Genomic DNA, 25,064 nt, shown 5'->3' with positions numbered 1-25,064 from the left:
TTTATACCGTAACAAAAAAGAGGCCAGCAATGCTGGCCTCTTTCGTTATGGTTTAATGGTTCGCTTTTAGTTTAATCGTTAGATTCTAATAGCTAGCCTCCAATTTAGCGTTAACCGTGAGTGATGACATTTTGTTGCACTAACGCATCCAAAATATCCGAGGGCATGGTGCTACTTAAGGTTAGCTGTGGCGCAAGGTCTTCAACCACAATCACCTGTTCCGTAGTACCTAAGCCATCCGGGTTGATCGTAAGCTCAATATCATCCCCGTCCACTTTCGCGTCTATCTGTTGTAGCAACGCGGTCATGTCTGGAGATGTATTTTTAAGCTCCGGCAACACTTCTCTCAAGTCAATACTGTCCCCTTCCGACAAATCAAAGTCGGTAATCGTATCTTCAACACCATCTTCGATGTTAAGCCATACGAACGAGTCCATACCATCACCACCAGTCAGAATGTCTGAGCCTCCGCCGCCAATCAGGGTGTCGTTACCGTCACCGCCAACAAGCGTATCGTCACCTGCGCCACCTTCAAGTCGATCATTCCCTGAACCACCCGTTAAGTCAGTCGCATTAGCACCAGCCAGTAACTGAACATCATCGGTTTCCGAAGCCAAGTTAATATCAACTGCGTTAGACACAATGTTCAAGTTAAGGTCAATCGATGCAGAGGTTGCTGTATCGTTGTTGTCAGTCTCTTCAGAAACCGCCTCGACTTTCAGTGTGTAGTTACCTGGAGTTTGAGAAAGCCCAACCGCTTGCAAGCTTTCAATTGCATCTGCCGTTGCTACCCAAACACCACCGCCAAGATCCGTCACAGAACCCGCAGCACTGGTGATTTGAGCGCCAGCAGGTACATCACTGATATGCAGCGTTAGCTCTTCTGTAATGTCCGTTAAGGCTGCGATAATCCCAACTAAAGGAATGCCACTCGCACTCACAGACTGACTCGCAGTAATGTTTCTCACGTAGTTAGTCGCACTATCGATAGACAGGGTTGGTGCATTCGCCACTGGCGTCACCGCGATGTTGTAAACCACAGGTGCTGTCTCTATCGCAATACCTGAAGGGTTGCCGCTGTCTTTGGCAACAACTTCTAATCCAATGCTATTGGTTGGAGACAGGCTCGCATCAAGGAAAACACCATTTGGACTGGTTGGCGTATCAATCAACGCATTCAGGTCACTCAATGTCCCCACTAAGATGACTGAACCCGTGTTGTTGCCGTTAACAACAACCGTCGTCACTGCTGGAAGTGATACATTCAATGTACCGTAATCCACCGTCAGCGTGACGGTCATCAGATCATCAGAAAATGTATCTACATAATCAGGGTCACTGACATTGATACCACTCAACAGTTGACCAGCATCCTCGTCAATAACCGTAGTGACACTGTCACCATTAACGACCGGTGTATCGTTCACTCCATCGACAATCGCGGTGATCTCCGCTGTATCCGTTAGGAAGTCATTAGCGCCGTTGGTTGTACCATCATCCTCTACGGTATAGGTAAACTTAACGTTGCCGTTGTATTCATCAGCTGCCGTAAATACCCAGTATGGGCCAGTGATCGTAGCATCATCAGCACCACCTACGTTCTCGAAGCGTTGTAGTTGACCTTGGCCTTCATCGAGCGCCAGATTAGTCACGGTAATCGTGTCGTTTTCCGGATCGCTCGTCGCAGCAATTAAATCGCCCTCTTTGATGATCAACTGACCTTCTTCAAGGATGTTGCCTAAGTCGATGTCCGTTGCTACAGGAGCGTCATTCACTTCCGTTACCGCAACGCTTATTTCAGCGGTATCCGTTAAGAAATCATTTACGCCGTTAGTTGTACCATCGTCTTCTACGGTATAAGTGAACTTAACGTCACCGTTAAAGTCGTTGTCCGCTACAAATAGCCAGAATGGTCCGGTAATCGCCGCGTCATCGGCGCCACCTGCATTTTCAAAGCGGGTTAGTTGGCCTTGTCCCTGAGTCAGAGTTACACCAGTTACTGTTAAGTTGTGGTTTTCTGGGTCAGAGCTTGCTGCAATTAAGTCACCTTCAACGATAACAAGCTGGCCTTCCTCGGCAATCGAACCTAAATCAACATCTGTCGCGACAGGCGCATCGTTCACTTCCGTCACCTTAATGGTGAACGTAGTTTGATTAGTTTGAGCCGTATTCGGATCACCCGCGTCAATCAAGCCGTTATTACCACCATCATCGAGCGTTGCATTGATCGTGACTAAACCACTCTGGTTGAGGTAATTCTGGTCTGGATCGGGTTTGAACGTCACTGCTCCATTGGTCAATGCGGTATTGATATCGGCTTCTTTACCGGTAATCACCAATGAGCCACCAGGTTGCAATACAAACGTCACGTCAGGTGAGCTCGTAAACTCAAACACACCTTGCGCTCCCGGAAGTGTTTGATCGACTTGCAACGTAAGAACATACGGAGCGTCTGGATTATCAAAGTTAGCATCAACGTCGTAGATACTAAAGTTGTCGATAGCAACACTAATGTCTTCCGATGTTTCAATATTCGTTACGTTCACAAAGATCGGTTGATCGTTAATAGGATCAATCACCAGATCAACATCGAAGCTGGTTGGCGTCCCCAAATATTCGGTGTTATCAGCGTCAGTATCCACAGAGCGAACGGTAATCTGCAGCGGGCCATTAATGCCTAATACATTACCCGTATCGCTATTGTGTTCACCTGAATTGAATACGATCTTATCGAGCGACTGTGCAGGAACATCAAGTGTCCAAAGCTGCGTAACTGGATCATAACTAGCCAAGGTTGTGCCGTCTGGATAATAGATAGAGGCATCTTGAGGAACGCCCGCAACTTCTACTCGAAGTGTCTCTGGTGCATTCTCGGTATAAGTGCCGTTGCCCGTTGCAGATAGCTCTTTATCCAAAATCGTCGCATTGATTTCGATATCAATGTTTTGACCTTCGTTACCTGTCACAGAATCTGTTGGATTAGTATCAACATCATCACCCACAGGTACCACATGCAGCTTAAAGCTTGGCAGATTTGATGCTGCAGTAGGCACACCCAACAAAGATTCTTGAGTAAATACGGCAACACCAAATTCAGCCGTACCACTGAAGTCCTTAGGCGGTAAAATCGAAATCTCACTCAAGTCGAACGATAACCCTGATGCTTGAGGTAGTTGAACACTCCACTCACCACCACCATTATTCTTCACCGTGTATGCCGAACCAGCATCTGCACGCATCTGGAAGCCATCAGGTACATCTGTAAACTTAATCGACACAAACTGTTCTGAGCCATCAAGGTCAGTCAGTGCAATCGATACAGGCCCTGTGCCCGACAAAGAAATCAGCTGGTCCTCAGTACCCGTAATCTCGATAACATCAGGATCGCTACCCGGGCCAGTGACAGACACGTCATCCACCACAGGAACGACTTCAAAACTGACATTGGTAGAGAAAGTATCGGTATCAGTCGCGCTGCCAGTTGGCGAAGCTGCATCATTGTATGTAGCAGTATCGGTAATCGTCCCGCTGACATTCACTTGCACCTGATTTACGTCATTATCTGTTGGGTAATTTAACGCCGGTCGGAATAGTACATTATCCAACGCGCCTGCATTAATCTCAGCTTCATTAAAGGTCACCGATGTGCCAAGCGATACCCCTGCGCTGGTATAGAAAGCCCCAACACTCGTGTCATTTAACGTCAGTGTGATAGAGGTGAATTTTTCATCACCACCTTCAACTCCACTTACTTGATCTGTAATGGTCGAGCTGAAATCCAGTTGGATATAGGTATCTTCGTAGCCGACTGGATCTTGCCCTGTTTGACCGTCGGTATCGACAGGGTTAAACGAATCGTCAAGCGAACCAACGACAGTAACGTCAATATCTGGGTTACCTTCAACATCAGGAGCAACTTTAATGACTACTTCTGTCACTAAAGTTTTCTCATCACCCGACAATACGTCTTTAGTTACTATCGTCAACGGCAACCTAAAGTCGCCGGAGTAGTCGGCTGGTAAGTTAAGTAGTAGTCCAGAGAAGTCAGTCGAGACCCCTTGATCAACGGTAGTCTGGAATACATATTTCCCGTTAACAAAGTCGAGGTCGCTGCTTCCCGATAAACTAATTGGGAAGGTGACTTCGTTCGCCGCTCCTGGATTAATGGTCACACTGTCATCAATAATGATGGTCACTTGATCAGTTGAGTCGTCTTCGCCCGAGAACGTAATTAGACCATTCAATGCCGTCCCCAGATCTAACTGGGTGTCCTCAATCGCATCAACAACACTGTTTGGTGTAATATCAATATCGGCAGCAACCTTGTTACTCCCAACCACCACTTGAGGAAATGACAGAGTGACTTCTCCGTCCCTACGAGCGGCCGTAGATGACTCAACCTCAGCACCATCACCTCGGTCTATCACCGTACTAAAGATGTCCATCTTGATGTCATTGAACCCTCCAGCCCCGCTGTTTCCTGAAGGAAGAACAAGGCCGTTCGGTGCACTGATGCTAAATATGTCTTCATTCGTTACAACCCAGCGCCCATTGCCTTCATAAGCAGCGCCAATAACGAGCAGTTGATTGAGTACAGCATCTGATAGAGCCGAGTCGTCCACATTTGTTAATTGAATAACTAACTGATCCACTTCTTCGATAACGGACGAAGCATCTGTTTCTTGATATCGAATGACGAACTCATCCGTAACCGATGTATTATCGCTATTGGTAGTGAACTTAAGCACGCCAGTGTTTGCATCAGCAACTACGGTTGCTAGTGCTCCAGTACCCAGCACATCATCGACGATAAGCTTGTTGCTCGCATCTTCAGGCTCAACCACAGGTCGCACTTGAACGTTAATGATTCCGGTTATATCTGGATCGGCTTCGACATAACCACCATCTTCATCCTCTAAGCCGCTAGGCGTATACTCATGATCTCGCTCTTCCATTTTAAGTTCGGTGGTCAACGTAAAATCTGCACTAGAATCAGCCGGGGGCGTCATTTGAATGAAGTTATTCGCTAATGCAATTTGAGTAAATTGCTCCGGTGTTTGACTAGCGTCTTTAGGAGTAATAGTTAACGTACCTGCACCATCATTTACAACAGTAACATCACCATTTACGGTAGGTGTGACACCCGATGGAATACCGGAAATCGTAATCGAAGTGAAATGCTCATCAGAATCAATATAGTCTGCACCTTCGGGGTGCCAATCAATGTTGATAGCCGTATCTTCATCACCGTTAGTCGTATTGACATAAGTTGCTGATGTGTCGATTCTAGGTATAACAAGCACGCGCACTTCTTGGTCAAACGTAAGCGTATGACCGTCATTCTCAGTCACGATCACTTTACCCTGAATGTGAATGTTCTCTGTTGAAGAATCGACAGGTCTGATGCGAATTCCTGAGGTTTTACCTGCGTCAGTGATGTTAGCTTCGTAGATAGGTTTAGACAGATCAGGGCTACCACCCGGACCGGTTTCATAACCAACAAAATTAAGGTCAATCACTGTACCATCGCCATCTTCGAGGATGACCCCGTCAGGGATACCCGAAAGGATTACAGTGATTGCTTCAGACCCATCTCCTGTTAAAGGAGAATCCGCGAGATCATCAGGTTTACGTTCACCAGACAACACCGTGAAATCAAGCTCTGCAAAGCTGTCGCCGTTTTGACTCTCTTGAATCGTAGTTTGAACGCCGCTTGCAGTACCATCTGTAATTGAGGTCCAATCGGTACCATTCGTCCCACCATACGGAACATCTGCAACACCTTTAACCTCGACGTTGACCGTCTTAGTACCCAGAATTTCTTCATCAACTTGTTGAGGGTTGGTTGACAGGTTTGCAGTATCTTTGACTACACCGGTAACATCAAAGGTGAAATCTACGTTACTGTGTTTAGTTGGAACAACCTCAACATTAGCCAAATCGGAATATGCGATTTCTTGATAATTGGTACCATTAACGGTAGGAACTACCGTGGTTGTACCTACAAAGTAAAGCACTGCGCCTTCTGTGATATTACTGATACGGACAAACAGTTCTTCAGAGCCATCTGTGTCCACCGACCCTGTCATGGTAATGACTTCGTCTAACGTGAATGCGTCTTTGTTGTCCAAAGGGCCAATGTAATCAGGGTCATCGATATTGTCTTCGTTGATCTTGATACGACTCACACTGAATTTTCCTGGGTCGGCGTCAGCAGTGACATCAATAATGATGTTTTGCTCTACAGAACGAGCTTGAGTTTTATCATTTGCTCCGCCATTGGCGGTATCTTCATAAGGGTTCAGTGTTTCCTTTGTAACCGCTATTGCTTTGAATTCAATCTGACCAGAGAAGTTATCGATCGGGTTAACTACGGTGCTGTTAATGTCTTCTGCCGCTATTTCATATACACCATCCGTCGTCAGCGTAAGCACATTGCCGTTCTTATCAAGCAGCTCGAACTTCCCATCACCTTGAACAGCCTCAAGTTCATAGGTAATCGTCTCAGTATTACTGTTATCTTGCGACTCTGCGTTCAGCTGCAAAGTAACGTTGTCTTCATCTTCGTTCACTTGATAATGATAAGTGCTGTTGGAATCATCCCAAGTCGCTATATCAGCCACCGCTTCAATCTCGATTCTGAAGTTTGAGTTGATGGTGTGATCCGTGGAGCCATTTTTCTCAATTTCAAGCTCATAACGAACTCGCCCACCAGTTTCATCCGAACTAGCGTGTTGGTCCGGAACAAAGAACAGGTTGTCTATCGTCGCGATAGTTTGTCTTGGTTCACTCGGGTTTGGAGCAAAGCTTTGTTCAAGTTCAGGAGAACCAAATATAATGCTTCCATTTGACTCAGGTACCAATTCAATGTAATCAGCACCATCAAAGTAATAAAAAGTACCTTGGTGACTATCACCTCCGTTCGGGCTTTTAATCGTCAACTGCCCAATAGATTCAGCATTATCTTGGTCATACAGACTAACTTGCAGCGCAACTTGAGCTGGTGCATTAGGCAAACCATTTTGGTTATCTTGAACGTTCTCAAGAGTCGGTTCATCACCCGTTGCGTAAGGTATCGTTAAATCTCTACCCGCATCCTCGAAGGTAGTCACTTTCAGCGCGATTCTTGTAGAGTCCCTATCTGTAATCGTGATATCTAACGGTGTTTCAGAGGTATCTAAATCGCCGTCCGTCGCAATCACGTTAATCGAGAAGTCGATGGTGTCAAGACCGTCATGATCGAGATAACCGTTAGCTCTGAATTCAACCTCGCCATTTGAGTTGATACGCAAACGCCCTAGCTCACGGGTGTCCACGCCACCACTACCATCGTCGGTTTGTTCGTACACTCGTACTTGTTGACTACCGCTATTTAAATCGAAACTGCTGCTGTACGGCCCGCTGTTTCCTGTACGGAAAACAATATCTGCACCATTACTGGTAATGCCCTCAATTCGACTCAGTACCGCGCCATCCGCGCCGACATCCGTCGCATTAGCAAACATGTCAACTTTGGAATTACCATAGCCCTGGCCTTCAATTCGTGTGATCGATTGAGTTGTCACCAATGGAACATCATCAGTCACCGTGATTTTCAAATCGATCGCGTTTGATTGGTCTTGATCAAAATCTTCTGCAACAACAGAAAAGTTAAGGTCAATTGCGTTTTCATTCGCGCCATCAGGGTGCTTAAGTGGTTTAAACAATTCAAACTGATAGCTGTTATCCGAGGTATCGAAAATAATCTCAAACACAGCTTCATTACTCGTTGCAGTTTGAGCAACGTAAGTAAATGTTGTGCCGCTTTGTGAAACAGCAAGCCACTCTAAACTTTCTCCGTTGGAGGTTAAGCCAGTCAGAACCAAATCTTCATCAACCAGTTCATACTTCACAACACCATCCGCGCCTTCATCGACAGTGAACAGGCCATTAATAATGGTGTCTTCAGATTGATCGGAACCAATACCAGTAAGATCGTCTTCATCGACAACCGTTTCACCCGTCGGCGCACTCATTACTGGCGCATCGTCTAGCACCTCGATTGGCAATACATATTGGTTAGAATCATCGCCGTCACCATCAACCGCAACGACATCAAATGGAATCGTTAAGGTATTGGAATTCGGGCTTGTTGGATGGTTTAGAGGACCTAGCAACGTAAACGTATAAGAGCCGTCATTCGCTAGCGCGAGCGTGAAGATAGGAGTTCCACTTGTCGTCGTACCTTGATAGGTCGTTGTGTTGGCGGCACCTGTGACTTCTGTAATAGAAATCGCTTCAGTTCCAGAGGTCAATGTCGCTTCAAGCGCAGAGATATTACGCAGTTCGTAAACCTCTACTTGGTCTGCACCTTCTGTGGTAACAAATGCACCTGTTGCTTGAGAAATCGCAGAGCCGAGATCATCTTCATCAACCACAAATGTGCTGGTCGCTGTCGTATCGGTAATGACAGGCACATCATCGGTGATAGTAACGGTCAAAGGTTTCATCACAGAGTCGGTATTGTCTTGGTCGACCGCGATCACTGGCAGAGTGAATACTTGATCGTTGTTGCCTTGCACAGGCAGATGATCGAGCTCTTCCAACAAAGTGAAGGTGTATTCGCCTAGCACTACACTATTAAAAGTGATGGTAAAGATATCCGTTTGAACACCCCCACTCTCAACGAAACCAATATAGGTTCCGCTGTTGGCTGGATCTTCTTTAAGCTGAACCACTAGGCCATCCGATTTCAAATCACCAGACGTGTTGAACTGAGTGGTATCAATACGGAAATAGCTCACATCATCACTTCCCGCTGTGAAAGCAATGGTTTCAGTTTGGCTCACAGGTAAGCTCGGAGATGAACCATCCACGAGATTCGCTTCTTCCAATGCAACCGTTGGTACAGTATCAATTACCGGTGGAGCACCATCTGAAATCGTCAATGTCACGGTCGAAGTAACAATATCACCGTCTTTATCTTCTGATGTCACGGTAATCGTCTTAACAATATCACCACCAGAATGATTCAGGTTTCGATTAGGCTCAAAGCGCACATCACCTTCAAGCGTGATAAACAACGAACCTTCCGTAAATACAAACTCTTGCTCACCAGTGTTGGTTTGCACCAGAGACTCTTCAGGCTGACTACCATAAGTAAATTTGGTTATGGTGGCGCCATCAGCACTTTGCGCAGGCATCACATCAAATGTCGTTGTGGTAGGTGTGCCCGTGCTTGGTTCAGTGATGCTAAGCGCACCAGACTTCATTAACTGGACATCATCGGTGATGGTTACTGAAAGCGGTTTAGACGCTGAAATATCGCCATCGGTGTCTTGCGCGTAAACAGAAAGATCAAAACTCAGATCGTTGCTTCCTAAGCCATCAACGTGATCCAAACGCTCAAGCAGCGTAAAGGTATACTGGCTAGGATTAGTATCATCAAAATCTAGGGTGAATATGATTTTCTCACCACCCGAACCATCCGTCGTAAACGCAATGTAGTCGCCAGAACCCGCAGGCTCCTCACGTAAACTCAATTCAAGGCCATCAGACTTCAACACGCCGTTGGTATTGAACAGCCCAGCTTCAACGACTATTTTTCCAATGTCATCACTGCTCGCTAGCGAGGTGATAGTCTGAGTCACACTGACAGGCGTTCCGCTAGGTGTCGAACCATCCGCAAGTAAGCTTTCCGACAAACTGACACTTGGCACAACGTTGATTGTTGGTCCATCGCCATCAACAATCGTAAGCGTGACTGTTGATGAAAAGGTATCTTTATCAAAGTCAGAAGACGTAAACACAATCGACTTAACAATGTCGCCCGCAGAATGATCTAGATTTCGGTTTGGTTCGAACCTTACATCACCGCTTAGCGTGACAAACAATGAGCCTTCAGTGAAGGTAAACTCTTGCTCGCCATTGTTAGTTTGATCCAAGGTGATCGCTGAACCGCCACCAAAAGTAAACTGAGTAATGGTCGCCCCATCAGCACTTGGTGTAGGCATTACATCAACAGTAGCAGTGGTTGGTGTGCCAGTATTTGGCTCTGTGATGCTTAACGTGCCATCTTGCATCTGTTGAATGTCATCTTGTATCGTTACCATGACATCGCGTTTAACCGAATCATCACCATCGGTATCAACGGCGTAAACAGGCAGGTTGAAGTTGAGGCTGTTATTAAGATCACCATCAAGGTGATCTAACGCCTCAATCAAAGTGAAGGTGAACTGCCCTTTATTAACGCTATCAAAATCAATGGTGAATACATTAGTTACGTTACCGGCCCCGTCATCAGTAAACCCGATGTAGTCGCCAGGTGAAGCAGGATCTTCTTTTAACTGAACAACAAGACCATTTGATTTGAGTAGGTCGCCAGGATTGAACTCGTTGGTTGCAATTCTAAAGTGGCTTAAATCATCACTACCCACGGTATAAGTGATCGTTTGTGTCGAGCTAACCGCTGAACCACTCGGCATAGAGCCATCAGCAAGACCAACTTCCGATAGGTTAATATCTGGCACTACATCGATAACCGGATCAATTCCGTCTTTGATCGTCAACGTGACATCCGCGGTATCGGTATCGTTATCAAAATCACTGGTCGTCACGACTATCGTTCTCACGATATCGCCAGATGAATGGTCTAGATTTCTACTTGGTTCAAAGCGCACCTCACCTTCAATCGTGATGTACAGTAAGCCATCGGTTACGGTAAAAACTTGTTCTGTAGACACAGTTGGGTCTAACGTAACAGCCGTGCCACCATCGTAGATAAACTGAGTCACTTTCGCGCCATCAGCACTCTGTGTCGGCATAACGTCGATTGTTGGCGTGGTTGGCGTACCTGCTGCTATATCAGCAAGTGAAGGCTCAGTGATACTTAACGCCCCATCTTGAACGCCTTGTACATCATCGGTGATCACCACGGTCATTGGCGACATTGCAGAATCATCACCATCGGTATCAACCGCTAAAACAAGGACATCGAAACTTAGAGTATTGTTTTGTAATCCATCTGTATGGTCTAACGCTTCAAGCAGTGTGAACGTATATTGCCCTAGATTGGTTGTCGAGAAACTGATCGTGAAGACGTTAGTTTCGACGTTAGAACCGTCCTTGACGAAGCCAATGTAATTACCAGAATTCGCTGGCTGCTCTTTAATCTCAACCTCTAATCCATTCGACTTCAAAGCCCCCGAAGTATTGAACTGAGCAGGGTCAATTCTGAAATAACTAACATCGTCACTACCCTCTGAGTAGGTAATAACTTGAGTCATCGCCACTGGATTGCCGGTTGGCGAAGAACCATCAGCGAGATCCACTTCTGAGAGCGTAATTCCAGGGACCAAATCGATCGTTGGAAGATCACCATCGGTAATCTTCAATGTCACGGTAGATGAGACGATATCACCATCAAGGTCAGTAGATGTAACAACAATCGTCTTAGTAATATCACCACTCGTGTGATCTTGATTTCGCACAGGCTCGAATCGTATCTCACCTTCTGTGGTAATAAATACAGAACCTTCAGTGAACACAAACTCTTGCTCGCCATTCACATTGAGATCAAGGCTTTCTGCACTGTTTCCATCAAACACAAATGAAGTGATTTTTGCTCCATCTGCGCTCTGATTTGGCATCACGTCCAGAGTATTCGATGTTTCGACGACTCCAGCAGGCTCACGACTGGTTATTGTGCCGCCTTGCATCAACTGCACATCATCACCAATAGTCACGCCAAGCTGAGAGACTAACGAATCGTCGCCGTCACTATCCACCGCATACACAGGCAGATCAAAACTCAGGTCGTTGTTGCCACGTGCATCTTGATGATCCAAGGCTTCGATTAAGGTAAAGGTGTATTCACCTAAGGTTGTCCCAGAAAAACTCAACGTAAATACTGTGGTTACCGCATTCGACGAGCTGGTTGTAAATCCGATGTAGTTGCCCGACCCTTGCGGATCTTCACGTAATTCAACAGCTAAACCATTCGATGTGAGTGCATCATTGGTATTGAACTCTGTTGGTTCAAGGCGGAAGCGGACCACATCATCACTTTGATTAGTGAAGGTGATGGTTTCGGTTTGACTTACCGCACTGCCACTTGGGGCTGAACCATCCGTCAGGTTCGTTTCAGATAAGCTAACCGTTGGAATAACATCAATGGTTGGAATATCACCATCGGTGATCGTTAACGTAACGGTTGACGTGACTGAGTCTTTGTCGAAATCGCTTGAGGTCACCACTATCGACTTAACAATATCGCCGGCCGTATGGTCAAGATCTCGATTAGGCTCAAAGCGAACTTCACCTTCGAGGGTAATGTACAGTTTGCCTTCTGCGAAGATAAACTGCTGTTCGCCTGCAATATTTTGATCGAGGGTGTTTACGACGCCATCATAAGTGAACTGAGTGATGGTCGCGCCGTCAGCACTTTGGTTTGGCATGACATCAAAAGTAGCCGTGGTCGGTGTACCAGCCGCTAAATCAGCGACGGTCGGCTCGGTAATATTGAGCGCACCACCTTGCATGATTTGAACATCATCATCAATCGTTACATTAAGCTGCGATACCAGTGAATCATCACCATCACTGTCTACCGCATAAACAGGCAGATCAAAGCTCAGATCATTGTTCGCTAGGCCAGCAACATGGTCTAGCGCTTCAAGTAGAGTGAAAGTGTATTCACCTAACGTGGCTGAAGAGAAGCTAATGGTAAACACGGGGACTTCAGCGCTCGAACCGTTGGTAATAAAGCCTATGTAAGTGCCCGGATTAGCAGAATCTTCTTTTATCTCGACCGCAAACCCATTCGATTTCAGTACACCACCGACATTAAACTCAGTTGGTTCAATGCGGAAACTCGTCACATCATCACTTTGGTTAGTGAAAGTAATCGTCTCGGTTTGACTTACAGCGCTACCGCTCGGGCTAGAGCCATCGCTAAGGTTAGTTTCAGATAGAGTAACGCTTGGCACGGCATCGATGGTTGGGATATCACCATCGGTAATCGTCAGCGTAACCGTTGCTGTCACGGGATCGTTATCGAAGTCACTTGAAGTCACCACAATCGACTTCACGATGTCTTCGCTCGTTGTGTGGTCTAAATTACGATTTGGCTCAAAACGCACTTCACCTTCAAGAGTGATAAACAACTCACCTTCTGTGAAGCTAAATTGCTGCTCACCATTGTCAGTTTGATCCAATGTTCGAGTTTGACCATCATACGTAAATTGAGTGATCGTCGCGCCATCGGCACTTTGTTCTGGCATCACATCGATGGTATTGGTTGTCACTGTGCCGTCTGCAAGATTTGGTTCAGTGATATCTAACGTACCACCTTGCATGATTTGAACATCATCACCAATGGTCACGTTAAGTTGAGACACCAACGAGTCATCGCCATCGCTATCGACCGCGTAAACCGGTAAGTCGAAACTCAAATTATTATTTGCGAGGCCATCTACATGGTCTAGTGCTTCAAGTAACGTAAATGTGTATTGACCTAGATTTGTATCCGAGAAGCTAATGGTAAAGACGTTGGTTTCAACATCCGACGTGTCTTTAACAAAACCGATATAATCGCCAGCACTGTTAGGATCTTCTTTTAGCTGAACCGCCAAGTTGTTTGACGTTAACGTACCTAGAGTATTGAACTCTGTTGGCTCGATACGGAACGACTCAACATCGTCACTCTCATGAGTATACTGAATGACTTTGGTGTCGCTGACCGCAGAATTCGACGGATCAGAGCCATCGGTTAGATTCGTTTCAGATAGTGAGATTGGTGGAATGACATCTATGGTTGGGACATCGCCGTCCGTAATCGTAAGCGTCACTGTCGAGGTAAGAACGTCATCATCGCCATCGCTTGATGTCACAACGATATTTTTAACAATATCGCCTGCTGAGTGGTCTAAATCTCGGTTCGGCTCAAAGCGCACTTCCCCTTGAGTCGTAATAAACAGTGAGCCTTCGGTGAAGGTAAACTCTTGCTCGGTCGCATCATTCGGGTCTAGAGAGTAAGCGGTGCCGTCATAGGTAAATTGAGTCACGCTCGCGCCATCGGCACTCGCGAATGTTAATACATCGAAAACGGATGTCGTTGGCGTACCTGCAGCTAAGTCGGCGACAGTAGGCTCTTCAATCGTCAGATCTCCACTAGCCATCACTTGAACATCATCGGTAATAGTGACTGACAGAGGTGACATTAAAGAATCATCACCGTCGGTATCAACCGCGTAAACTGGTAGTTCAAACGTGAAGTCGTTATTGCCACGACCATCCTCGTGGTCGATATTCTCCAACAGCGTAAAGGTATATTGCCCCAGAGTCGCAGCGCTAAAGCTTAATGTGAAAATCTGTGTTTCTACATTCGAGGCACTAGTTGTAAAACCAACATAGTTACCTGAGCCTGTCGGATCTTCTTTCAGATCAATTGGCAGACCATCGGATTTCAATGAGTCATCACTGTTGAACTCACCTGGCTCTAAACGGAATTTCTCAACATCATCGCTTTGATTCGTGAATGAGATGGTTTCTGTTTGACTCACCGCACCCATGATTGGTGACGAGCCATCCGCTAAATCTGCTTCAGCAAGCGCGATGCTTGGCACCGATTCAATCGTTGGGATATCACCATCAATAATCGTCAGTGTGACAGTGGCCGTTTCAACATCGATATCGCCATCGCTTGACGTAAAGACGAGAGATTTAACGATATCGCCATCTTCGTGGTCTAAATCACGGTTTGGCTCAAAGCGCACGTGACCTTCGATGGTGACGAACACATCACCCTCAGTGAACGTAAATTTCTGCTCACCTGTGATTGTTGGATCTAGAGTTTGAGCGGTACCACCGTCATAAGTGAACTGGGTAATCACTGCGCCATCGGCACTTTGCGCCGTCATTACATCAATGGTGTTGGTTGTGATTGTTCCGTCTGCAAGATTTGGCTCAGTGATATCTAACGTACCGTCTTGCATGATTTGAACATCATCACCAATGGTCACATTGAGTTGAGACACCAGTGAATCATCGCCATCACTGTCTACCGCATAAACAGGAAGATCAAAACTCAGATCGTTCTTATCTAGGCCATCTGCATGGTCTAGCGCTTCAAGTAAGGTGAAGGTGTATTCGCCCAACGTACTTGTAGAGAAAGCAATCGTGAATACAGGAACTTCAGTATTCGAACCATCGGTAATAAAACCGATATAAGTACCCGGATTAGCCGAATCTTCTTTTATCTCAACCGCAAATCCATTCGATTTCAGTGCACCGCCCACATTGAACTCTGTTGGCTCAATACGGAAACTCGCCACATCATCACTTTGGTTGGTAAACGAGATAGTCTCGGTTTGGCTCACCGCACTGCCGCTTGGTGTCGAGCCATCGGCAAGCTGTGTTTCTGATAGCGTCACGCTTGGTACGGATTCGATGGTTGGAATATCGCCATCAGTAATCGTCAGTGTGACCGTTGACGTCACCACATCGTTATCTAAATCACTTGAGGTCACCACAATCGATTTGACGATGTCTTCGCTAACCGTGTGGTCTAGATTGCGGTTTGGTTCGAAGCGTACTTCACCTTCAAGTGTGATAAACAGAGAGCCTTCAGTGAAGATAAACTCTTGCTCGCCGATATCCGTTTGGTCAAGTGTTAGTGGAGTCCCACCATCATAAGTGAACTCAGTAATGGTCGCACCATCAGCACTCTGCTCTGGCATCACATCAATGGTAGTTGTGGTCACCACCCCTACGCCCAGATCAGCGACGGTTGGCTCTTCGATATTCAGGATGCCATTGCTCATGCCTTGAACATCATCTTCGATGGTCACAGTCAGTGACGACATCACTGAGTCATCACCGTCACTGTCTACCGCATAAACAGGCAGGTCAAAGCTCAAACTGTTATTCACCAGACCATCTTCGTGGTCAAGCGCTTCAAGTAACGTAAAGGTGTATTGACCTAAATTGGTATCCGAGAAGCTAATCGTGAACACGTTAGTTTCAACGTTCGAACCATCAGTCACAAAACCGATGTAGCCACCCGGTGTAGTTGGGTCAGCTTTCAGTTCGACAGCCAATCCGTTCGATTTCAGAGCACCACCAACATTAAACTCAGTCGGTTCAATACGGAAACTCATCACGTCATCACTTTGGTTAGTAAAGGTAATGGTTTGAGCTGAACTTACCGCACTTGCATTCGGAGCAGATCCGTCGCTCAGATTCGTTTCTGACAGAGTAACGCTTGGCACCGTGTCAATCGTTGGGATATCGCCATCAGTAATGGTTAGCGTTACCGTTGAAGACACAAGATCGCTATCGGAATCACTTGAAGTTACGACTATCGACTTCACGATATCGCCACCAGTATGGTCAAGGTTACGACTTGGTTCGAAACGAATATCGCCTTGTAGAGTGATATATAATGCCCCATCAGCAACCACGAACTTCTGCTCACCTGTATCGTTTTGATCAAGCGTTAATACCGCCCCACCATCATAAGTGAACTGAGTAATGGTCGCCCCATCAGCACTCGCGGATGTTAATACATCAAATACTGATGTTGTTGGCGTGCCTGCAGCCAAGTCGGCAACAGTAGGCTCTTCGATACTAAGCGAACCACTCACCATCACTTGAACATCATCAGTAATCGTCACCGATAGTGATGACATTAACGAATCGTCACCGTCGGTATCCACTGCGTAAACTGGCAAGTCAAATGTTAGGTCGTTATTGCCTTGAATTGGTGTGTGGTCAATCGCTTCCAGAAGCGTGAAGGTGTACTCACCCAAAGTGGTACTGTTGAAATCGAGTGTAAACACAGTGGTTTCGACATTCGAAATATCGGTCGTGAAACCAATATAATTGCCTGATCCTGTTGGTTCCTCTCGAATCTCAATGATCAAGCCATCGGACTTGAGCGCGTTGTTAGTATTAAATTCACTTGGTTCTAGACGGAATTTCTCAACATCGTCACTTTGATTAGTGAAAGTGATGGTTTCCGTTTGACTAACCGCGCTGCCACTTGGCGATGAGCCATCAGTTAAATCAGCTTCTTCAAGTACAACGCTCGGTACCGAATCGATAGTCGGATTGTCACCATCAGTAATGGTCAGCGTAATGGCTGAAGTCACCGGATCGTTATCGAAGTCGCTTGAAGTCACTACTATCGACTTCACGATGTCTTCGCTAACGGAATGGTCTAGATCGCGATTAGGTTCGAAGCGCACTTCACCTTCAAGGGTGATAAACAACTCGCCTTCTGTGAAGCTGAACTGCTGTTCACCAGTGTCATTTTGATCAAGCGTTCTTAGCTGACCGTCATAAGTAAACTGAGTGATCGTCGCACCATCAGCACTTTGCTCGGGCATCACATCAATGGTGTTGGTTGTGATTGTGCCGTCTGCAAGATTTGGCTCGATGATATCTAACGTACCATCTTGCATGATTTGAACATCATCACCGATGGTCACATTCAGCTGAGACACCAGTGAATCGTCGCCGTCCGTATCAACCGCATAAACAGGCAGATCAAAACTCAGATCGTTCTTATCTAAACCATCCGCATGGTCTAACGCTTCAAGCAGAGTAAAGGTGTATTCACCCAACGTACTCGTAGAGAAAGCAATCGTGAACACTGGAACTTCAGTGCCCGAACCATTGGTAATAAAGCCGATGTAAGTACCTGGATTAGCAGAGTCTTCTTTTATCTCAACCGCAAAACCATTCGATTTCAGTGCACCGCCGACATTGAATTCAGTAGGTTCAATACGGAAACTCGCCACATCATCACTTTGGTTGGTGAAAGTAATCGTCTCAGTTTGACTTACTGTACTTCCGCTTGGCGCAGAGCCATTGGCTAAATTAGATTCCGAAAGCGTAACACTTGGTACCGCATCAATCGTTGGGATATCGCCATCAGTAATCGTCAGCATCACTGTGGAAGTCAGTACATCGTTGTCTAAATCGCTTGAGGTCACCACAATCGACTTCACGATGTCCTCGCTAGCCGTGTGGTCCAAATTACGATTAGGTTCGAAGCGCACGTCACCTTCAAGCGTGATGAACAACTCACCTTCAGTGAAGCTAAATTGCTGCTCACCATTGTCAGTTTGATCCAGAGTGCGAACTTGACCGTCATACGTAAACTGGGTGATAGTCGCGCCATCGGCACTCTGATTTGGCATCACATCAATGGTGCTAGTTGTGATTGTTCCATCAGCCAGATTTGGCTCGATAATATCTAACGTACCATCTTGCATGATTTGAACATCATCACCGATGGTCACATTCAGTTGAGACACCAGTGAATCATCACCATCGCTATCAACCGCATAAACAGGAAGATCAAAAGTCAGATCATTCTTCGCTAAGCCATCTACATGGTCTAGTGCTTCAAGTAAGGTGAAGGTGTATTGGCCTAAATTGGTATCCGAGAAGCTAATCGTAAACACGTTAGTTTCAACATTCGGAGCCGTTGTCACAAAGCCGATGTAGCCACCCGGCGTGGTTGGGTCCGCTTTCAGTTCGACGGCCAATCCATTTGATGTCAAAGCGCCACCAACATTGAACTCCGTTGGTTCAATACGGAAGCTTGTCACATCATCACTTTGAGTGGTGTAAGTAATGGTTTGAGTTGAGCTAACCGCGCTGCCACTTGGTGCAGAGCCATCACTCAGATTTGTTTCCGACAAGTTCACTGTTGGCACATTATCAATGGTTGAGATATCACCATCGGTAATGGTCAACGTGACGGTTGAGTTCAGCACATCGTTATCGGAGTCACTAGACGTCACCACGATCGATTTCACGATGTCTTCGTTCAGCGTGTGGTCTAGATTACGATTAGGCTCAAAGCGCACTTCACCTTCAAGAGTGATGAATAGTTCACCTTCCGTGAAGCTAAACTGTTGTTCGCCATTGTCATTTTGGTCAAGTGTTCGAAGTTGGCCATCATAAGTGAATTGAGTGATCGTCGCGCCATCGGCACTTTGATTTGGCATCACATCAATGGTGTTAGTTGTCACAATGCCAGCGGCCAAATCTGCGACGGTTGGCTCGACGATATCTAACGTACTATCTTGCATGATTTGAACATCATCACCGATAGTGACATTTAACGGAGACATCAGTGAATCATCGTCATCACTGTCTACCGCATAAACAGGCAGTTCAAAACTGAGGTCGTTGTTGCCACGGGCATCTTGGTGGTCCAACGCTTCAAGCAAAGTGAAGGTATATTCACCTAATGTGGTGCTAGAAAAACTCAGCGTAAATACCGTGGTTTCGACATTCGTCGCACTAGTAGTAAAACCAATGTAGTCACCCGACCCTGTCGGATCTTCACGTAACTCAACGGCTAAACCGTTCGATTTAAGATCGTCGTTAGTATTGAACTCAGTTGACTCAATACGGAAACGAACCACATCATCACTTTGATTGGTAAACGTGATGGTTTGAGTCGAGCTTACCGCGCTGCCACTCGGAGCAGAGCCATCGCTCAGGTTAGTTTCAGAAAGGGTAACGCTTGGAATGACGTCGATCGTAGGGTTATCACCATCCGTAATCGTCAGCGTTACGGTTGAAGTCAGAGCGTCGTTATCGAAATCACTTGAAGTCACTACTATCGACTTCACGATGTCTTCGCTAACGGAATGGTCTAGGTCGCGGTTTGGCTCAAAGCGCACTTCACCTTCAAGAGTGATAAACAGCTCGCCTTCCGTGAAGCTGAATTGCTGCTCGCCATTGTCATTTTGATCAAGCGTTCGTAGCTGACCATCATAAGTGAACTGAGTGATCGTCGCGCCATCGGCACTTTGATTTGGCATCACATCAATGGTGTTGGTTGTGATTGTTCCATCAGCTAGATTTGGCTCAGTGATATCTAACGTACCGTCTTGCATGATTTGGACATCATCACCAATGGTCACATTAAGCTGAGACACCAATGAATCGTCGCCGTCTGTATCCACAGCATAAACAGGTAGATCGAAGCTCAGATCGTTGTTATCTAAACCATCCACATGGTCTAACGCTTCAAGCAGAGTAAAGGTGTATTCACCCAATGAGCTCGTAGAGAAAGCAATCGTAAACACTGGGATTTCAGCGCCCGAACCGTTGGTAATAAAGCCAATGTAAGTACCCGGATTAGCCGAATCTTCTTTTATCTCAACCGCAAATCCATTCGATTTCAGTGCACCGCCCACATTGAACTCGGTTGGCTCAATACGGAAACTCGCAACATCATCACTTTGATTGGTGAAGGTAATCGTCTCTGTTTGGCTTACTGCACTGCCGCTTGGTGAAGAACCATCTGCAAGATTCGTTTCAGAGAAAGTGACACTTGGCACCGCATCAATGGTTGGGATATCACCGTCAGTAATGGTCAGAGTGACCGTTGACGTCACCACATCGTTATCTAAATCGCTTGAGGTCACCACTATCGACTTGACGATATCTTCGCTAACCGTGTGGTCTAGATTGCGATTTGGTTCGAAGCGTACTTCACCTTCAAGAGTGATGAACAACTCACCCTCTGTGAAGCTAAATTGCTGCTCACCTGTGTCCGTTTGATCCAGTGTTCGAACTTGACCGTCATACGTAAACTGAGTGATCGTCGCACCATCGGCACTTTGTTCTGGCATCACATCGATGGTATTGGTCGTTACAGTACCACCAGCCAAATCAGCAACATTCGGTTCAACGATATCTAATGTGCCGTTTTGCATGATTTGGACATCATCACCGATAGTCACATTGAGTTGAGACACCAGTGAATCATCACCATCTTTATCAACAGCGTAAACCGGCAGGTCAAAGCTTAGGTTGTTATTTCCTAGCCCATCAACGTGATCTAACGCTTCCAACAGTGTGAAGGTGTATTGACCGATATTGGTATCCGAAAAACTAATCGTGAACACGTTCGTTTCAACATTAGGCGCCGTCGTCACAAAGCCGATGTAGCCACCCGGCGTACTTGGGTCGACTTTCAACTCAACCGTCAGTCCATTCGATTTTAGAAGGCCGCCAATATTGAACTCAGTAGGTTCAATACGGAAACTCGTCACATCATCACTTTGGTTGGTGAAGGTAATCGTCTCAGTTTGACTGACCGCGCTACCGCTTGGTGCAGAGCCATCACTCAGATTGGTTTCCGACAAGTTCACAGTTGGCACATTATCAATGGTCGGAATATCACCATCGGTAATGGTCAGCGTGACGGTTGAGGTAAGCACATCGTTATCGGAGTCACTAGATGTCACCACGATTGATTTCACAATGTCTTCGTTCAGCGTGTGGTCGAGATTGCGGTTGGGCTCAAAGCGCACTTCGCCTTGAAGCGTGATGAATAGTTCGCCTTCAGTAAAACTGAATTGCTGTTCACCATTGTCATTCTGATCAAGGGTTCGTAGTTGACCGTCATAAGTAAACTGAGTGATCGTCGCGCCATCAGCACTCTGATTTGGCATCACATCAATGGTGTTAGTTGTTACCGTACCATCTGCAAGATTGGGCTCGACGATATCTAACGTACTATCTTGCATGATTTGAACATCATCACCGATAGTGACGTTTAACGGAGACACCAATGAATCATCGCCATCACTATCTACCGCGTAAACAGGTAAATCAAAACTGAGGTCGTTGTTGCCACGGGCATCTTGGTGGTCCAACGCTTCGATGAGTGTGAACGTGTATTCACCTAATGATCCAGAATTAAAGCTTAATGTGAATACTGGAGTTTCTACGTTCGTCGCACTGGTCGTAAAACCAATGTAGTCACCCGACCCTGCCGGGTCTTCACGTAACTCAACAGCTAAACCGTTCGATTTAAGATCATCGTTAGTATTGAACTCCGTTGACTCAATACGGAAACGAACCACATCATCACTTTGATTGGTAAAAGTAATAGTTTGAGTCGAGCTTACCGCGCTGCCACTTGGAGCAGAGCCATCGCTCAGGTTAATTTCAGAAAGCGTAACACTTGGAATAACATCAATCGTCGGGTTATCACCATCAGTGATCGTCAGCGTAATGGTTGAAGTCACCGGATCGTTATCGAAGTCGCTTGAAGTCACCACAATCGACTTCACGATATCTTCACTCACTGAGTGGTCTAGATCGCGATTAGGCTCAAAGCGCACTTCACCTTCAAGGGTGATAAACAGTTCGCCTTCTGTGAAGCTGAACTGCTGTTCTCCTGAAATACTTTGATCCAGTGTGTTTACGACACCGTCATAAGTGAACCGAGTGATCGTCGCGCCATCAGCACTTTGATTTGGCATTACATCAATGGTGTTGGTTGTGATTGTACCGTCAGCAAGATTTGGCTCGGTGATATCTAACGTACCGTCTTGCATGATTTGAACATCATCACCGATAGTCACATTAAGCTGAGACACCAATGAATCGTCGCCGTCCGTATCAACCGCATAAATAGGCAGATCAAAGCTCAGATCGTTCTTATCTAAACCATCTACATGGTCTAACGCTTCAAGCAGAGTAAAGGTGTATTCACCCAATGTGCTCGTAGAGAAAGCAATCGTAAACACTGGGATTTCAGCGCCCGAACCGTTGGTAATAAAGCCAATGTAAGTACCCGGATTAGCCGAATCTTCTTTTATCTCAACCGAAAATCCATTCGATTTAAGTGCACCGCCCACATTAAACTCTGTTGGTTCAATACGGAAACTTGCTACATCGTCGCTGCCTGCGGTAAAGGTAATCGTCTCGGTTGCGCTAACTGTACTTCCGCTGGGAGCAGAGCCGTCATTAAGGTTGGTTTCAGAGAGAGTCACAGGCGGGATCAAATCAATGATCGGATCTTGGCCATCGGTAATACTTAACTCAAGCGTCGAACTATCAGTATCCCCATCACCATCTTCGGCTAAAAATGAGAACTGTTTGACGATAGTTTCACTGCTTGAGTGGTCGATATCACGAGCGACTTCAAAACTGAAGTCACCGTTTAATGAGATAGTGACGACACCTTCAGTAAAACTGAAAATCTGGGTAGCATCGGGGAGCAGGCTTTGATCGAGTGAGTAATCAACACCGTCGTAGTTAAACGATTGAATTGTAGAACCATCTGCGCCTTCAAAATTGAACAGGTTATACGAAACAATAGTATCGCCCGCTAAGGTCGGCTCGGTGACTGATTCAACCTTATCAACTAATTCAACGACATCGTCTTTAACATTAACGAGGATCTCAGCAGCTTCTGGTGTGTTCGAACCTCCAGACAGTGCAGAACGGTCGCCATCGGCATCAACAGCATAAATTGGCAATGCAAAAGTTAACAGCGCATCTTCAGCGCCTTGATGAGAAAGTTCTTCATAAAGATTAAACTCATAGTTGCCCAATGAAGGGCTATCAATTTTAACGTCAAAGACCGTAATTCTCGAACCATTGACCTCAACATAACCTTCGTAAGTTCTTACACCGTTGGTTTCATCAATCAACTCAAGTAGCACAGCCTCGCCATTTGAAACCAAGGTGCCATTAGTATTAAATTCAGTGGGTTCTAGCTCATAATGGTCAATGATGTCACTTTCAAAAATGTCCGCGGTGATACTGCCAGTGCCAGACACTGGCGCCGTGCCCTCTTGTGAGCCGCCAACAATGCCCGCTTCATCAACATCAATACTGTCAACATTAGTAATAACAGGGCTATCGCCATCAGTAATGGCAATGTTGATCGTATTGGTTACAACATCTTGGTCAAAATCGGTAATCGTGATTGGCAAAGCGAACGTCAGTGAATCGGTACCCACTTGTTCTATCGGATTAGACTGCTCGAATTTATAGGTGCCATCGGTATCTAGAGAGATAGTGAGAACAACCTCACCTCGACCTTGGATGGACAGAGTAATCGTTGTTCCATCATCAGAAAGTCTCGCAAGCGTGTTTTGATTATCACTGAGCAACCCATCAAACTGGTCCAGTGCACTTGCATCAAATACGGCTGATTGAAGGTTATCACTACCAATATTTGAGAACGTCCCTTCGATTGCCGCGCTGCTAGTTTCAACGTTAGTGATATTGACACTTTCAACAGACGGATCTATCCCGTCAAACACTGAAACTTGTGCGTTAACGGGTGTTGCTAGCGGGTTCCCAGCGGTGTCTTCACCTTGAATATCAAAGGCAATATCTATTTGATCGCCAGTGTAAGAAACCTGACCACCGCCAACCGACGGTACATGATCAATCGGCTGGGAAATCGTTGTGGTTAGAGAAAGCTCAATGTTATTGCCAACACTGACGGCATCAATGTCGATACGTAATACTTCGTCGGTACCTTGAACACCAACGATAGAATTAGTCGTCGCGTCATAGGTGAAGATAACGGACTGACCACTTGAAGTAATGTCGCTGTTTAATTCACTAAGTAGTGAAGCGAGGGATAAAGTTTCTGGAATGAAAGAGTCAGGGGTGAGAGCTAAACTACCAGCAATAATCGTTTCTGTCGTTGTTACAGATTGGGGATAGGTATTGCCAGATATGGAGCCTTCAGTCAGTGTTTCACTGATTGATTGGCCACCTGATGAACGAGTGATAGATCTGAATTCTTCTCTGTCTTCATCAACAGTTTGTTCTGCTAGACCAGCGGTCTCAAAGAAAGTCGATGGATGAGTTTCAGTGTAGTTATAGTCAATCGTCACAAAGCCAGCATTTGCAGAACCTAGTCCGCCACCAGCAGCCGTTGCTTCTAAGATTTGAGTCGGATCAGCACCACCTAAAATGGCTTCTTGAATTGCAGCAAGGTCGTCTTCAGTGAAGGTTTCTGCGTCTGCTTGCTGTAAGTCAAAATTAACCTCACCAGCTATTGGGGCATCTACCCATGCAGCGTTTTCATCAACACAACCGACGCAATTCTCTGCAACCGGAATCGAATCATTCTGAACGCCTAATACAAGCTCTGACTTGTTGGCCGTAATCACGATCTCATTTTCACGGATGGTATCGCCAACTGAAACTTTTCTTGCGCTGCCGTCTGGCTTAACTACGACGACATCTCCACTCGTTGCTTCAACTACCGCAACCTGGCGCGAAACTTCAATATCCAT

General features: G+C 46.0%; 1 protein-coding gene. It reads right to left on the bottom strand.

All coding sequences use genetic code 11. The features are described from left to right. Positions 1-110: 110 nt before the first annotated feature. Entirely contained in the window at positions 111-25,064 is a 24,954-nt protein-coding gene (locus tag AB4154_RS15830) for a retention module-containing protein (protein WP_372123517.1), read from the bottom strand.

The sequence above is a fragment of the Vibrio sp. 10N.286.51.B11 genome, from assembly GCF_041469245.1.
In the GTDB taxonomy this organism is placed as follows: Bacteria; Pseudomonadota; Gammaproteobacteria; order Enterobacterales; family Vibrionaceae; genus Vibrio; species Vibrio crassostreae_C.
The sequence above is the reverse complement of the archived record's forward strand: the minus strand, read 5'-3'. Positions and strand labels throughout refer to the sequence as shown.